17 protein-coding genes are annotated in these 15,755 nt (G+C 38.9%); 2 read left to right on the forward strand and 15 right to left on the reverse strand.

What is annotated here, in order from left to right; genetic code table 11:
* Window positions 1-145: 145 nt before the first annotated feature.
* The 6 genes from atpC to B5X76_RS11800 form a co-directional block, all read right to left on the reverse strand.
* Window positions 146-397: an ATP synthase F1 subunit epsilon gene (gene atpC / locus B5X76_RS11775; RefSeq protein ID WP_021071268.1), complete on the reverse strand. Its 252-nt coding sequence runs from the start codon at window positions 395-397 to the stop codon at window positions 146-148.
* Window positions 398-505: 108 nt separating this feature from the next.
* Window positions 506-2,008, reverse strand: coding sequence for a F0F1 ATP synthase subunit beta (gene atpD / locus B5X76_RS11780; RefSeq protein WP_079643312.1), 1,503 nt, complete (start codon window positions 2,006-2,008; stop codon window positions 506-508).
* 136 nt (window positions 2,009-2,144) lie between these two features.
* The gene (locus B5X76_RS11785; protein ID WP_079643313.1) at window positions 2,145-2,738 is read right to left on the reverse strand and encodes a hypothetical protein; all 594 of its coding nucleotides are present in this window, start codon (window positions 2,736-2,738) and stop codon (window positions 2,145-2,147) included.
* A 223-nt stretch (window positions 2,739-2,961) separates the two neighbouring features.
* Window positions 2,962-3,543 (reverse strand): DUF4136 domain-containing protein, encoded by a 582-nt coding sequence (locus B5X76_RS11790; protein ID WP_079643314.1) that lies wholly within the window; start codon window positions 3,541-3,543, stop codon window positions 2,962-2,964.
* 144 nt (window positions 3,544-3,687) lie between these two features.
* Window positions 3,688-5,328, reverse strand: a complete 1,641-nt coding sequence (locus B5X76_RS11795; protein ID WP_079643315.1) for an NAD+ synthase — start codon at window positions 5,326-5,328, stop codon at window positions 3,688-3,690.
* A 47-nt stretch (window positions 5,329-5,375) separates the two neighbouring features.
* On the reverse strand, window positions 5,376-6,038 hold the full coding sequence (locus tag B5X76_RS11800) for a porin family protein (RefSeq protein WP_079643316.1): 663 nt from the start codon (window positions 6,036-6,038) through the stop codon (window positions 5,376-5,378).
* Between the two features lie 50 nt (window positions 6,039-6,088).
* Here B5X76_RS11800 and gldB point away from each other — a divergent pair, with 50 nt between their 5' ends.
* Window positions 6,089-7,141, forward strand: coding sequence for a gliding motility lipoprotein GldB (gldB, locus tag B5X76_RS11805; RefSeq protein ID WP_245801028.1), 1,053 nt, complete (start codon window positions 6,089-6,091; stop codon window positions 7,139-7,141).
* Between the two features lie 17 nt (window positions 7,142-7,158).
* Here gldB and B5X76_RS11810 read toward each other — a convergent pair whose 3' ends face one another.
* From B5X76_RS11810 to panC, 8 genes are all read right to left on the reverse strand, one after another.
* Entirely contained in the window at window positions 7,159-7,806 is a 648-nt protein-coding gene (locus B5X76_RS11810) for a DUF6266 family protein (RefSeq protein ID WP_079643318.1), read from the reverse strand.
* Window positions 7,807-8,131: 325 nt separating this feature from the next.
* Window positions 8,132-8,764 carry an FKBP-type peptidyl-prolyl cis-trans isomerase gene (locus B5X76_RS11815; RefSeq protein ID WP_079643319.1) on the reverse strand — a complete coding sequence of 211 codons (633 nt, stop codon included), beginning with the start codon at window positions 8,762-8,764 and terminating at the stop codon, window positions 8,132-8,134.
* A 74-nt stretch (window positions 8,765-8,838) separates the two neighbouring features.
* A complete protein-coding gene (locus tag B5X76_RS11820; RefSeq protein ID WP_176141049.1) occupies window positions 8,839-9,540 on the reverse strand; it encodes an FKBP-type peptidyl-prolyl cis-trans isomerase in 702 nt (233 codons plus the stop codon).
* 206 nt (window positions 9,541-9,746) lie between these two features.
* Window positions 9,747-10,253: a thioredoxin family protein gene (locus B5X76_RS11825; protein WP_079643321.1), complete on the reverse strand. Its 507-nt coding sequence runs from the start codon at window positions 10,251-10,253 to the stop codon at window positions 9,747-9,749.
* Complete coding sequence (locus B5X76_RS11830) at window positions 10,253-12,481, reverse strand: TonB-dependent receptor (protein ID WP_079643322.1); 2,229 nt, start codon at window positions 12,479-12,481, stop codon at window positions 10,253-10,255. Before B5X76_RS11830 ends, B5X76_RS11825 begins: the two co-directional genes overlap by 1 nt.
* A 223-nt stretch (window positions 12,482-12,704) precedes the next feature.
* Window positions 12,705-13,070 carry a hypothetical protein gene (locus B5X76_RS11835; protein WP_245801029.1) on the reverse strand — a complete coding sequence of 122 codons (366 nt, stop codon included), beginning with the start codon at window positions 13,068-13,070 and terminating at the stop codon, window positions 12,705-12,707.
* 5 nt (window positions 13,071-13,075) lie between these two features.
* Window positions 13,076-13,426 (reverse strand): aspartate 1-decarboxylase, encoded by a 351-nt coding sequence (panD, locus tag B5X76_RS11840; RefSeq protein ID WP_079643324.1) that lies wholly within the window; start codon window positions 13,424-13,426, stop codon window positions 13,076-13,078.
* Between the two features lie 63 nt (window positions 13,427-13,489).
* A complete protein-coding gene (gene panC / locus B5X76_RS11845; protein ID WP_079643325.1) occupies window positions 13,490-14,338 on the reverse strand; it encodes a pantoate--beta-alanine ligase in 849 nt (282 codons plus the stop codon).
* 147 nt (window positions 14,339-14,485) lie between these two features.
* Between panC and B5X76_RS11850 the strand changes: the two genes are divergently transcribed.
* The gene (locus B5X76_RS11850; protein ID WP_079643326.1) at window positions 14,486-15,316 is read left to right on the forward strand and encodes a glycogen/starch synthase; all 831 of its coding nucleotides are present in this window, start codon (window positions 14,486-14,488) and stop codon (window positions 15,314-15,316) included.
* Between the two features lie 41 nt (window positions 15,317-15,357).
* Here the strand turns inward: B5X76_RS11850 and B5X76_RS11855 are convergent, their stop codons facing one another.
* Window positions 15,358-15,678, reverse strand: coding sequence for a DUF493 domain-containing protein (locus B5X76_RS11855; protein WP_079643327.1), 321 nt, complete (start codon window positions 15,676-15,678; stop codon window positions 15,358-15,360).
* Window positions 15,679-15,755: the final 77 nt, after the last annotated feature.

Genomic DNA, 15,755 nt, shown 5'->3' on the forward strand with positions numbered 1-15,755 from the left:
TTATCATTTTTATGAATTTCCGTCAAATTCTTCCTAAAATCGCCAAATACCCATTTAGTTTTTTCAAAATAGCAAGTCTATAGACCAAAAAAAGAGCCCTTAAAACTTGAAGTCTTAAGGGCTCTTTTATTATCGTTTTCTTTCTTTATTCTTGCACAATTCCTTCCGCTAAAACGATGATATTGTTGTCCTTTACTTCAACCACACCACCTTTAATAATAATGACGTGCTCGACACTACTAATATCCTTAATAATGACTTTTCCGTCGTCTAGCGTAGACACAATAGCAGCGTGGCCTTTCAAAATTTGAAAAGAACCTGCCGATCCCGGTACAGTGACAGCAGTCACGTCGCCTTCGTAAGCTAATTTGTCTGGAGTTATTATTGTTAATTTCATTCTTTGATAGTATTAAGTAGTTAGTACTTAGTATTTAGAATATATTTTCCTAATTGATAGCAAGACAAGATATCTAACTACTGTATACTAAATACTATCTACTCTATATTAAACTGCTTCTGCTAATAATTTCTTACCTTTCTCGATAGCGTCTTCAATTGTACCTACCAAGTTGAAAGCTGCTTCTGGGTATTCATCTACTTCACCATCAATAATCATGTTGAATCCTTTGATAGTGTCTTTGATGTCTACTAAACATCCTTTTAAGCCTGTAAATTGTTCTGCTACGTGGAATGGTTGCGATAAGAAACGTTGTACACGACGAGCGCGCGTTACAGTTAATTTATCTTCTTCCGACAACTCATCCATACCCAAGATCGCAATAATATCTTGAAGTTCTTTATAACGTTGAAGAATTTCTTTTACGCGTTGAGCAGTGTTGTAGTGCTCATCACCTAATACTGCAGGGGATAAGATACGTGAAGTTGAATCCAATGGATCCACCGCAGGGTAGATACCAAGCTCAGAAATTTTACGAGACAATACTGTAGTAGCATCCAAGTGAGCGAAAGTTGTCGCTGGAGCAGGGTCAGTTAAGTCATCGGCAGGTACGTATACGGCCTGTACTGAAGTGATTGATCCGTTTTTAGTTGAAGTAATACGCTCTTGCATCAATCCCATCTCTGTCGCTAATGTAGGTTGGTAACCTACAGCTGAAGGCATACGACCTAATAAAGCAGATACTTCGGAACCAGCTTGTGTAAAACGGAAGATATTATCGATAAAGAATAAGACGTCACGTCCTTGTCCTTCGCCATCACCATCGCGGAAGTACTCTGCAATAGTAAGACCTGATAATGCTACACGTGCACGCGCACCTGGAGGCTCATTCATCTGACCGAATACAAATGTACATTTAGAGTCTTTCATTAACTCTGAATCTACAGTATTTAAAGGCCATTCACCTTTTTCCATACCTTCCATGAAATGCTCTCCGTATTTGATAATACCAGATTCCAACATTTCACGAAGTAAGTCATTTCCTTCACGTGTACGCTCTCCAACACCGGCAAATACCGAAAGACCACCGTGTCCTTTTGCGATATTGTTGATTAATTCTTGAATTAATACTGTTTTACCTACACCAGCACCACCGAATAATCCGATTTTACCACCTTTTGCATAAGGCTCTAAAAGGTCAATTACTTTGATACCTGTGAAAAGAACTTCTGACTCTGTAGAAAGATCGTCAAATTTAGGAGGAGTGTTGTGGATAGACCGTCCGTTTGTTTTGTCCAATTCAGGAAGGCCGTCAATCGGCGAACCGACTACGTTAAATACACGACCTTTGATCTCTTCACCAATAGGCATTTTGATCGGAGCACCAGTATCAACTACTTTCATGCCACGTACCAAACCTTCTGTTGCATCCATCGCAATCGTACGAACACGCTCTTCACCAAGGTGTTGTTGAACTTCTAAAACGACACGTTGTCCATTTTCTTTTTCAATGTACAATGCATCGTAAATCTTAGGAAGATTTTCATTGTCGGCAAAGTTGACGTCAACCACTGGGCCGATAATCTGCGCTATTTTACCAATATTGGGCATATTATAGGGACTAAAATTTATTAATCTATTTATAAACAGCTATTTTCATAGCTGTATTTTGGAATGCAAAAATAAGGTATATCTATTTAAAAGCAAAACATATAAAAAAATAAATAGTAAGTTTTTTTTAAGCTATTTATGAATCCCTTTTTAACTGCTCGTCGAGTAGTTGTCTTTTTAGTAATTGTTCTTTTTCCATAGCCTTCTTTTTGTACTGCGCGAACTCATTTTGAGCCTCTTCGGCCGTTTTTTTATGTTCCACAGTGTCCACCTTCGCTTTGCGGAAAGAAATCAACATCGTAAAGAAACCAATACCTAATACCGCAATGATTACCCATACAATAGTGTGGTAGGCGCCTTTGGCGAAATCTATTCCAAGAAAAGAGATACTATCTGTTTTTTGTTTTTCCGTTTGTAGTTCGCTTTGAACGGAACTCAACGAGTCTCTTAAGCCCGTTACCGTAGCGACCGACGAAGAAGAATTGTTTTTAAGAGACGCTATTTCTTTGGTGTATTTAGAGATGGAGTCACTTACATTCTTCTGTATGATTTCTATATTAGATTTTCTTATTACTTTAAAATCAGCATCTTGAGATCTGGATTGAGCCAACAAAACTTGAAATTGCGACGTGAGGTTTAAGTTAGATTGTAGTTTTTGCTGCAAGGTCAATTGTGCGAAGCTGTTGGATACTAAGAATAGAAAAACTAAAGATAAAATGGACTTATGCATAGTTAGAAATAGATAAATGATGTTAAATACATCATAAATGTCCTAAATATAATGAAGGAATACAAGAAAAATTAAACTTTCATGATTCAATTGAATCATGAAAGTTCTTGATGTCCATTAAATACGGACACTTTCAGAAAAAAACAATAAACGAATAAAACCGCTAAATCGTAAAATGAGGATCGATCTAACGGTTTTAGATTTAACTATTATTCTGATATCTTTATTTTTTCAATATCGGCAACGGGTACTCTTTCATGATGCCGGAGACTACTTTAGGTAGTTCATTTATCGCTCTTTCGGGTTCATTTACCTCTGAAGTACCTCTAGCTTGCCAGATCACATTATTTGTTTTGCGATCGATAGCCTCAAAGATAATGTGGCCATACCTTACTCTTTCTTTAGCGACTGGATAAGAACCGCCGTAATAGCCGCCCCAGCCCCAGTATCCGCCCCAACCCCAAGGACCTCCCCAGCCCCAGCCACCATAATAAGGTGTGCTGTATACCATTCTGCTCTTATTGTTGACAATAGCGATATAGCGGAACAAAATATCCGGATTATCTTTGGAATAGGTTAGACCTCGTGCTTCAATTTCTTTGTTAGCTGTAGTCATAATATTACCCTTCGCAATATCATTGTTGTAATAGTCCTTGGATAGTGAATCCAATGGAGGTAACCAGCCATACGTTTTAAACTGACTGAAGTCCATATTTTGGACGCGTGTCGTGTGGTACTTGTGCGAAGAACACGATGCAAACGCTAAAAGTACAAATGCTGTTATAAATATTGCTAATTTTTTCATATTTGTTTAATTTGATTTTAACCTGCAATATGGAATATCCCAACGAAGTTTATTCGTGATATGGCGGACCGTGCTACAGGGATATTTCATAACTAAACCTAATTATATACGATATGACTTCTTGTGATTCAAAAGGTTTAACGTTTAGAACGAAAATTTTGCGACTAAAGGTATTTGTCTTCCTGAACCAAAAGCTTTGGGGCTTACTCTTAATATGGGCGGGGCCTGAAAGCGTTTGAACTCTGCGTTATTTACCAATTTCGTAACTCGCCTGACTAGCTGTTCCTCAAAACCTAAATGTATGATTTCAGAGCCTGCTTTCTCCAGTTCGATCAACTGATATAGAATAGCGTCTAGTATGGCATAGTCCGGAAGCGAATCCGAATCTTTTTGATCTGGTCTAAGTTCGGCAGAAGGGGGTTTCACTATCGTATTGATAGGGATTATTTCTCGATCCCGGTTTATATACTTGGCCAATTTATAAGCTTGGGTTTTATACACATCGCCAATTACACTTAATGACCCCGCCATGTCACCATATAGGGTGCCATAACCAACAGCTGCTTCGCTTTTGTTGGAGGTATTAAGAAGGATGTGACCAAACTTGTTGGAAATAGCCATTAATAAGGTGCCCCGGGTACGGGCTTGTATATTCTCTTCTGTCGTGTCGGCCGATAAGCCCTTGAAGGCATCACTTAAAGTGTCTTCAAAAGATTGAGCGATCTCTTTTATGGGTAACACGATGTGTTGACAACTTGTATTGTTTACCAGGTCCAATGCATCTTTAAGAGAATGCTCGGTAGAATAGACCGAAGGCATTAATACGGCCAATACATTATCTGCACCTAAGGCTTCGACGGCTAGAGCTGCTACGATAGCAGAGTCTAATCCGCCCGATAGACCTAATACGGCTTTTTTAAAACCCGATTTGGAGAAATAGTCCTTCAGACCCAAGATCAAAGCTTGATGTATACGGGCTGTTTCTGTTAGCTCTTCGGGGCGAAAATCTACGGTAGTATGGAGATCACCTCTTTCGAAGGTAACGTATTGTAGATCTTCTTCGAAGGCCTGGAGTTCTGCAATGACGGATGCACTTTTGGTCATGGCGAGTGAGCGGCCATCGAATATGATATCTGTGTGAGCACCAACTTGATTGACGTAGATTAAAGGCGCATTAGCCTTCAAAGCATTTGCGCTCAGTACTGCTATACGTTTTTCGTAATGTACGTATGAAAATGGAGAAGCTGCAATATTAATGATGAGATCCGGCTTTTCCTGGGCCAATTCCAGCATCAGATCGCCTTTATAAGAATTGTCCTGGTCATTGTCCCATAGATCCTCACAAACGGTAAGCGCGATCTTAAGGTCAGATAGTTCAATACAGTGTAGATCGCGGTTTGGTTCGAAATACCGGTACTCATCAAAAACATCGTAATCTGGGAGTAGCGATTTTTTGTAACTATTCTGTACTTTTCCCTTCGATAGAACCACTGCTGCATTGGATAAAGGTTTTCCCTCTTCCTTACCATTATGTATAGGGGCACCTATAATACAGTCTATCGTGTCACAGTGTGTGGCGATCCGGGATAAGGACTGTTGACATTGATCGAGGAAAACAGCATTGCGCAGAAGATCTTTGGCCGGATAGCCACCTATAGCCAGCTCTGCAAATACGATAAGATTTGCTTTCGCTTCCTTTGCCTGATTAATGGCTCTGACTATTTTCTCTTCGTTTTGTTCAAAATTACCAATATGATAATTAAGCTGGGCTAATGCTATTCTCATTTATTTTATCTAGTTTTTGATTTTAAACTTATCACTTCTGACTTCTTTTAAAAAAGCAAGCCGATATTAAGTGCGGCATACGATGATCTCGGTTTACCGTCCTTTATAGCTCTCGTAAAACCATTATTGAAAGTCACTCCGGTCATAAGCCCCATATCATTGCCCAGTCTCCACTCTGCACCACCACCAATTTGGAGCCCGAGACGGAAGAGGTCAGTACCACTCATCGTTTGTTTCTTGTCATTCTCGAATTTCTCTTTTGCGGATACCTTGACTCCGGCTGTAAAACCAAATTGTCCATAGAAGCGGCCCAGGTCATTTTCCGTACTTTTTAGTTTGATTGTCAAAGGTACTTCAACATATTTCAAAGAGATGTCTTTGTAGGTGGGTATAGCAGGATCATTTTTGTCGACGCTCAGATATGCGGGCTCTGTACGGCTATTTATGGAGTTGATTAATAGACCTGTAGAGAAATAATAGTTTCTCGCAAAGCCCAGATCTGCAACTAGGCCATAGGAAAAACCGATTTTAGGACTTGATTCCTGATCGTTTTCATAACGTAACCAGCCAAGATTAGGATTTACGGTAAGACCTAAACGGATATTTTTCTCCCTACCACCGTAGTAGCTCTGTGCGTAGGCTTCTTGCGTCGAAATAAGGGAGCAGCATATGAAAATGAAAGAAAAGAAAGCCTTTGTAATATGGACCATAGTTTTTAATTGTTATATAAATTATACTTTTGTGTTTTAAGTTGATAGCTATGTATTTGAAACTACTACAAAAATATTCCTTTTTTTTAATTATTGCTCTTTTCCATGTCACAATAAGTTCTTGTAGTCAAGAAGAGACTATAAAGAGACCGGATGTCTCGAAGATAGATCTTACCGTTAAGGTCGAGCGCTTCGATCAGCGTTTCAATACCCTTAAAGATTCGGATATCATTTTAAAGAATACCGAATGGCAGCAGGAATATCCTTATTTCTATTCAGACTACTTGAATCAAATGTTGGAAGTAGGTGATCCGGGGGATAGTTTGATGCTGGCAGATCATTTGAGCCAGGTCCTAAAGAAAAAAGATTTTATAGATCTGGCGCATGAAGTAGCGCAGAAATTCCCGAATTTGGATAAACAGGAAGAAGAGCTTACCAAGGCATTTAAGTATATTAAGTATTATTTTCCGGCATATAAGATGCCTCGGTTTATAGCTTTTATGGGAGGCTTCTCCTTTCAGACCCCCATTGGAGAAGATTATATAGGTATAGGATTAGATATGTTTTTAGGTGTCGATTCCAAATTTTATCCGGCATTGGTACGTTCTATTCCGCTGTATATGTCGCGGCGGTTTACCCCCGAAAATATAACACCCCGTGTGGTAGAGACTGTTCTTCGCGAAGAAATTCTACCTCAGGATAATGTTAATCAGAATACGCTACAACATATGCTGTATAACGGCAAGATCTTGTATGCGATGGACGTATTGTTAGAAGAGGCTTCTGATGAGGTAAAGATAGGGTATACAGCAGAGCAGCTTGCATGGGCAAAGAAATATCAGAAAGATATCTGGGCTTGGTTTCTTCAAGAAGGGCTATTGTACGACACAGACTACTTGAAGACACAAAAATATTTTACGGATGCGCCTTTCACTCCCGAATTGGGTGAGAATAATGAATCTGCGCCCAAGTTAGGTTCTTATATCGGCTGGATGATGGTACGTAAATACATGGAAAGTCATCCCGAAATTGATCTTGTCGCGCTTTTCAAGGAAAAAGATGCGCAAAAGATATTGGAGCAATCTAAGTTTAAAGGCAAGTAGGGGGTACAGTTTCAGCGTTAAGCTGTAACTGTACCGACATAAATACTGTCTATTCTTTGATTGCTATGATCTGTTGCGACAAAGCCAAGGTGGATATGATAGAGCTTATCCTTGTCAGGAGAGGCTGGGATAGTCATCTCTTCTTGCCTATGCGTTAGATCCCTGTTCAAAGCATCACCACAGATACTGAGATTTTGGTCTTCGGGTATAGCTACGAAAAGCGTACGAAAGAAACCAGCACTTCTAACTGTCTTTGGGTCGTAATCCCAATGGCAACTTAGTATGCCATCTTCATATATTAGTGTCGCGTCTGTCAATGGAGATTCAATCCCTTTACTGATATGGAATAACGAATGGTCGATGAAAAAGCCATCATCATCAGACTTTACGGCATTATTTAGGGTATATGACATTGCCGAATTAAAAGCCGTCTGGTTTTGCTTGTAATTGTGGAAGCCAAGTCTTAGTACCTCAGTAAGATTACTTAAAAACCTTTGCGTGTAACCAAATTTGCCTCGGTTTTTTTTCTCATCAGTTGAGAGTTTACGTTTTTTATTAACTCGGGGCCTGCTTCGAACACAGTCCTTATCTTTCCATTTGTAATATACGAGAGGCCCGACTTTTCCGCTGGCAGATCCCATAGGTCCATTTTCAGTTTTTCCCATCTTACTTTAAGTTTATTCAGTTGATACTAATATACTAAATAATAGGGGGCAAGTTAGTACCATATTATATTTTAAAAAAGAATATACTTGGATATTACCCACAGATAATAAGCACTTTATTCGATTTTATCCGAATGAAGTCCGTACTATCTCCGAATGAAGTCCGAATAAAATCCTTGTTAAATAGTAAAGTGCTCCCTAGTTGATATCTAGTTCAACCCTAGTGGGCTGTATGGAGAGAATAATGAAAAGTTAACCAAAATAAAAACAGCGCCTGAGACAATCAGGCGCTGTTTTTATTATTATGAGACTATTTTAGTCGGAATTACTTTATGTCTACGACCTCAATTTCAAAATATAAAGGTGAATTTGCTGGAATTTTTACATTTCCATCGGGTCCTTTACTACCTAGTGCGTCATATGCCCAAGGAGAAGAAGTGACAAACCTTATTTTAGACCCCTTTTTTAAGCCAGTGCTCGTTAATCCAATTAGAGGATATTTGTTTCCATTGTAAGTAATTTCTTTTGGTAAAAAAGCAAATTGCCAGGCTTTAATTGTATTTGCTAAAGAGAACGTAGCTGTTTTATCCGTTTCTGTTTGATCAAATATAGTTCCGTCAAGAAAAGTTCCCTTATATTTTACTGTTACTTCAGGTGCTATGATACCTCCGTTAGGGTGTGGTCTGTATGAATATGAGTCTTCTTGTCCTACGGCATCAACTATAAACCAAATACCTAAAGAGTCGATTAGAGTGGCACCCGGCATTTTATCATTTGCAAAGATTTTAAGGTCTGACGCCTGCTTTTTAATAAGATCATCTATGCGTGCCCTTTCAATTGAGTCTCGTTTGGCCTGCTCTTTTTGAGCAGCTTCAAAGTCAAAATCATTTTTGTTGCAGGAAGTAATCAAAATTACAAAGGCAAAAACTGCTACTAAATAGGAAAGTGTTTTGTTCATAATATTACTGTTCATTTTTTGTTCAAAAAAAAGAGAAGACAATTGTCTTCTCTCTAAATATAGGCTTTTTTTACTTATTGAATACTTAGTACTTCAAATTCGTAAACCAGTGGTGAGTTTGCTGGAATCTTTACTAGAGTGTTCGTCCCATCAGCCTCTTTAGCAACAGAACCATATGCGTATATGGACGGTGTAACAACCCGAATTTTACTTCCTTTCTTTAATCCATTTTTGGTGAAACCTCCAATAACAGTATTATTTGAGTTGTTTTTTATAGAATAAGGGATGAACGTATAATACCATGTGGATGTAAATACTTTGGAGTCCGTTTTAAATGGTGTTATATCGTAATTACTTCCTTCTAAATCTGATTCAACAATAGTACCATCTAATAGTTTCGCTGTGTATTTAAGTTTCACTTTAGCGGGTTTAGCGATATAGCTATATCCTGAAGTTGTTAACTCCCAAGTGTACGCTTTGTCATCTTCTTCGGTAGGTGTAGTCACAACGTCATACCAAAAGCCTCTTTTGACCTTCTTTTCTAAAACTTGGAAAGGGATTAGTAGTGAATCGGCTTGCGCTCCGCTACCAAAATTGGCCGTAACATAATCTTCAATTTCAATGCTCTCTTTAGACAATTGAGCATCTATAAGTTTTTCTTGCTCGAGCACTCGTTGTCTTTCTCCTTCATAATCAAAATCATCTTTGCTATTACACGAAGCAAACATTACAGTTCCAACAGCAGCAAACAATACGGTCTTAAATAGATTTTTCATTAAATATAAGTTGTTTTTAAGTGGCAATGAATCTTTCATAAATGAAGTTTTCATTATCTAAATTTATAGTTATTTTAGGGTTAGAACGCTAAAGTTAAGATCTACGCTACATTTTTTTGTTAAAATTAGTAAAATTTTAACAACTGCTTTATAACTAGATAGTTTGTTTTTGTGTTTTACCTCTTAAATCTATTTGCTATTGCACTTTATAACCGTTCTTTTTCTAGGGTATCTAGTAGTTCATTTATCTGTTGTGGGCGTAGCACACCTCCATGCCGAAAGAGTACCTGGTAATTTTTGTCCAGTAGTACCCAGGTTGGAAAAGCTAGTTTGTTTGGACCATTTAATGCTACAGCGAGTTCGTGGGTGCCAACATTGGCGCCAGTGGGCTTGAATACATACTCCTTGCCTTGAAATTGGATAGGTGTTTTGAGTTCAGCATCAAATTCCACATAATGGAATAGACTTTCCTTTTGTAGGAATTTGTTGTTTTTACGGATCTGCTGTTTCTGCATTTGGCAGTACTGACACCATTCCGTAGAAAGCAATATCAGCAGAGGCTTTGGCTCGTTTGTTAATAGGCTATCGACATGTGCAATGGATATCGGTTTTATTTGCGACAGGCTAGTGCCTGTCACAAATAAAACCGATATTAAAAGTAAAGATCGTATATGGGATAGATATTTCACCATTAACAATTTACCATTGATCATTATTTAAAGATATTATACCTTACTCCAAGGAAGCCACGTATTCCTTGATTAGGCCCGTACACATAGTTCGGGTCAAATGGAAGTAAATTGGGATCATCAATTTTCTCAAACGGATCATGAGCACGTGAAATCAAGAAAGGGATTCCTTTTGTTGGCGTCCAGTTTAATAGATTTTTTACCCCGCCAAATACTTCAATACCATGTTTGAAATGCTTGGTCAATTGGATGTTCTGTATACTATACGCTTTGGATTTATCTGGACGCTCGTCACCTTTTCCTAACACAGGTAGTCGCATCGGACCTATTACATTTCCAGTATAATCTATACTTAATCCGATCGGTTTAATGTTGTAGCCAATAGTCCAGGTTGCCATGTATTTTTCGGTCAACATCTGCCATTCGCGTACGCCTTTTTCTTCACTGTAGGTATCCATCACGGTACCACCTATCATTGCTTTTAGGCCGCTATGGTGTGCCCAGTCCAGGTTGAGTGATATCCCTTTGGAGACAGCATGTCCATCCAGGTTGGAGTAGATTATCTTATTGATATCTGTCTCGTAGTCAGGAATGATTTTATTGGTAAAGTACGTGTAGAAGCCTGTCGCGTCTATAGCGAAAACCGATCCGTTATCCGAGTAGAATTTCTTTACATAGTTGACGTTTGCATTCCAAGAGGTTTCTGGTTTCAGGTCACCAATAAATTCAACCTCGCGTGCCCCAGTTAGTGCGGCATGGTCTTCTGTGAATACATTGGCTACACGGTAGCCGTTGCCACCGCCGATCCGTAATACATGGCTCTTGTCTTTGGAATTCCACTTGTAATTGATCCTTGGAGATAAAATGCTTCCGTGGATAGAGTTGTAATCATAACGGCCACTTAACAGCAATTTATGCTGTGGGTGCAACGTGATCTCGTCCTGTACGAATAACCCGGGCAAATGTGTGTGCGAGGATTCTGTCGTAGCAGGGGTGTTATCGTTGTAGTAGGTGTATCGATAAGCCAAACCTGTTAGTAAATCGTGGTTTTTAAGAACTTTGTTCCAGGTCAGCTGTCCAAAGAAAATGCGCTGGTCGGCTAGATATTTGGTATTACCATATACTGAGTTTTGGTTGTGACCGTTAGCACTGATGGAGAGAGAGAGATCTTCATTGCCTGGAAGATCGTATATACCCATTAACTCCCATCGTTTGGTATAGATGCTTTCCCCATAGACTTCGCTACCTCCACGGTATTTTTTGTTCCACTGCATTTCACCACCCCAACGATCTTCATGAACAAAACGTCCAGCTACAGATAACGTTTTATTGTCTTTGCGCGCAAAATTCCACTTATTGAACAGTGAAATGCGGTCCTGTAATGTGACGTCGGTGAAATTATCTTTGTTTTTGTCTATAGGATTGGAATAATTAAAATAGTTGACACCAATGAGGGATTGAGCAGATCCGACTTTAACTTTTCCGCCAAGATCGATATTATATTCCTGCCAGGTTGTGCCAAAAGTTTCTAAACTAAACATCGGAGCATTGGCCGGCGTTTTTGTAATAATATTGATAAGCCCGCCCACAGCTTCACTTCCGTATAGTGTAGATGCAGGACCTTTGACGATTTCTACGCGTTCGATCAATGCCTGAGGGATACCGTTTAATCCGTATACTGTTGATAAACCTGAAACGATAGGCATACCGTCAATAAGTACCATCGTATAAGGGCCTTCTAAACCATTAATGTGGATATCTCCTGTGTTACACACACTACAATTAATCTGTGGACGGACCCCGTTGATGTTCTGCAAGGACTCAAATATAGTAGGGGCAGGATTCGCTCTGAAGAATTTAGCCGAATATACTTCTACCGGAATCGGGCTATCTAGCCGGGATACTTCTTTTAGCGTGCCGGATACGACCACTTCATCGAGATTGCGGTTATCTTTCTCCAAAATGAAGATGTTTCCGCTTTTATATGTCGTTTTTTCAATGATTTGCTGTATAGAGATATATCCTATTGCACGAATGGAAAGTTTTGTTTTTGAACTTGGTAATGCTAGTTCAAATTTTCCATCAGATGCGGTTTTTGTTCCAGTATTGTTTCCTTCGAAGCGGACTGTGGCATTTTCAATGGGGTTGCCGTCTGCATCATGGACATACCCTGTTATCTGTTGTGCATATACACTGAGTGTGTGGCATAGTATAAATACGGCCGTGATAAGGCCATAGTAAAATTTGGACATAATTATATGTTGTGCTTGTTTTTCGCTAATAACGTGTTAATAAGTTAGGATTATGAGGATTAGCCTCATATGGGATGTCTTTTTCAGACTATAGCTTAAAAAAGTGGATATACAACATAGGACCTAATACACCATTACGCATGCCAGCGACGCTAGATGGTAATACAGCAGATCCATATTTTATTATATATCGTTGTTTTTAACCGATTGTCTAAAAAAGATATTAAACAAGCACTGGTGGGCCTCGAAGGTAGGTATCAAGGTGTTCGGTAAAATGGTAGGTTTTTGTGTAGGACGGATAAGATACATATTCGAATTCCTGAAAATAAGGTGCTTCAAATACGGTAAAAACCGTCTCAATGAATGTACCCTGAAAAACAACGTTGAGATATTGGATCTCTGCATCGTTTTTGTGGTGGTGTTTATCTTTTTTGTTGGTAAAATTATAAGGGTGGATGTGTGTAATAATCTCACCCTTAGAAGTTACCTCTTTGTGCATAAACACTATTCCACTAATGATAATAACAGACATCCACCCTGCAAGAAGGTAGGCGAATAGTCTGCGATATCTAGAAATAGTGTTTATCAATTTTCTTATTTTATAAGACGATTATGGTCGTCTGGGAATACCAATCTTGGTTCGTGTTTTTTTGCTTCTTCTCTTTCCATCGTTGCATAGGAAATAATGATGACGATATCACCAACCTGAACCAGCCTGGCTGCTGCACCATTAAGGCATATTGTTCCAGATCCTCTTTGTCCCGGAATGACATAAGTTTCCAATCGAGCACCGTTGTTATTGTTGACAATCTGTACCTTTTCGTTGGCGATTATATCAGCTGCATCCATCAAGTCCTCGTCGATGGTGATGCTCCCCACATAATTCAATTCGGCTTGTGTGACACGAGCCCTATGAATTTTCGACTTCATTACTTCAATCATCATAATACAAAATTAGCTTTTATCTTATTAATAGTTTGCTATAAAATGTTATTTATTCTTTAATTGTTACGGGTTTAGTAGCATGTTGTCTATGAGACGTACGCCTTCTACCCAGGCGACCACTAAGGCGACATATTTTTTGGATTCGTCTTTCGTGGTGGCTTCTTTCAAAGTTCGGGTTTCACATACGGCAAAATACTCCAACTTGACGTGTTGATCTGCTGTCAATCTATCTACAGCCTCCTCTTTCAACGTTGCTAGTGATTTGCTTTCAAAATCAATTTTAGTCTGCGCTAATGTTTTATAAAGGACTAAAGCATCTCGTAGTCCTTTATCGGAGAGACGTGCATTCCTAGAGCTTAGTGCCAGGCCTTCATTACTGCGTATGGTCGGGCATATTAGGAGAGAAATAGGCAGCTTTTTGAGGTCGATCATGTACTGTATGACCATTACCTGTTGAAAATCCTTTTGTCCGAAGCACGCTACATCGGGTGATACGAGGTTAAATAGCTTGTATACAATCTGTGTGACACCCTGGAAATGTCCCGGTCTTTGTGCTCCTTCCCATATTTTGTCAAGGTCTCCAAGATCTATTTCCCAGCTTTCATTTGTCGAAGGATACATCTCTTCAACCGTAGGTAAGAAAAGGATATCGCATTGTTGCTGTTCTAACAATTTAATGTCATTTGCAATGGGGCGAGGATATTTCTCTAGATCCTGTGGGTCGTTAAACTGTGTGGGGTTCACAAATATACTACATACTACTACATCAGCAGCTTTTTGAGCCTCCTGTATCAGTGAAATATGTCCTTCGTGTAGGGCACCCATTGTGGGTACCAATGCAATCTTTTTACCAGCCTCTCGTATCTGCTGTAGCTGGGCCTGAAGTTCGCTTTTTGTACTATATATTTCCATAGTTGCTTGAGCAAAATAGGGGGCAAAATTGCATAATATATTTGTAATTAGAAAGGTGTCTTTTTTAATGAATTGTAAAAATTGGATATTATTCGTATCTTTGTAGACCGATTTTACTGTTCAAATAAATAAAAAAAGCAATTGGAGATGGCAAAAACGAAAATATTGTTTGTTACCCACGAGATGTCGCCTTTCCTTGAAATAAGTAAAATTTCTGAAATAACTCGTCAATTACCACAGGCTATGCAGGAAAAAGGATTCGAAATACGTATCCTAATGCCACGCTTTGGTAATATTAATGAGCGCAGAAATCGTCTTCACGAGGTGATAAGGTTGTCGGGAATGAATATAGTGGTGGATAATAACGATAATCCATTAATCATTAAAGTGGCTTCTTTGCCTGCGGCGCGTATGCAGGTGTATTTCTTGGATAATGAGGAATACTTCCAAAGAAAGAAGATTTTTAGGGATGAGGGTGGAAAGTTCTTTGATGATAACAATGAAAGATCATTGTTTTTCTGCAAAGGCGCACTGGAGACAGTCAAGAAATTGGGATGGTCGCCAGATGTAGTACACTGTCATGGATGGTTTACAGCTATGATACCAATGTATCTTAAAAAGGTGTACCATGATGATCCTACATTTAAAGATGCAAAAGTTTTCTATTCGTTGTTTAACGAAGATAAGGATTTTGCAGCTGCGGACAGTCTAGGTGTTAAGTATGCAGGGATGGCGGCGCAGGAGGATGTTTCTGAGGCGGATGCCGAAGTATACGGTTCTGGAAGTTATGCGGATGTTCACAAAGGAGCATTAAGTTACACTGATGTAGTAGTAATGGCGGATGATAATCTGAATAAAGATGTTCTTCAGTTTGTGGAGGATCAAAAAATCAGAGTGTTTAAGCCTGAATCTGCTGAAGATTACGAAAACTTTGCCACACTGTACGAAGAATTTGCTTCGGAAGAAGTCGAAGCTTAAAAGCATATAAAAAGGCTGTCAATATGACAGCCTTTTTTGTGTTATAACATTATCACTTTTTCAATGGACGATACTTTTTTGTAATAATCGATAACATCGTCGGCACTGTTTACAAAAGTTTCAATCGTCAACGAGTTGTATTTTCCAGTCTTTGAATCTTTTACCTGGATTTTTGTGCTTGGGTGTTCAAAGAGCTTTTCTATTGTTTGCTTGTTTTCTTCTGTAGCAGGTACAATAAATTTAAAGGTATATAATGTAGGGAATTGTTCGACATCTACCAGTTTTTCTCTGAAGCTGGTATAGAAATCTTTCCCATCGTTATCATTAATATCCTTAATGTTTATGTTTCCCAAATCTTTCATGTGGTAATTTCCTTTCTTTTGAACATTTAGTTACAATATCTGTGCCTGTGTTATTTTGGCAGTTTGCTTTTGATAGA

The organism is Sphingobacterium nematocida (assembly GCF_900168125.1).
GTDB classification, from domain to species: Bacteria; Bacteroidota; Bacteroidia; order Sphingobacteriales; family Sphingobacteriaceae; genus Sphingobacterium; species Sphingobacterium nematocida.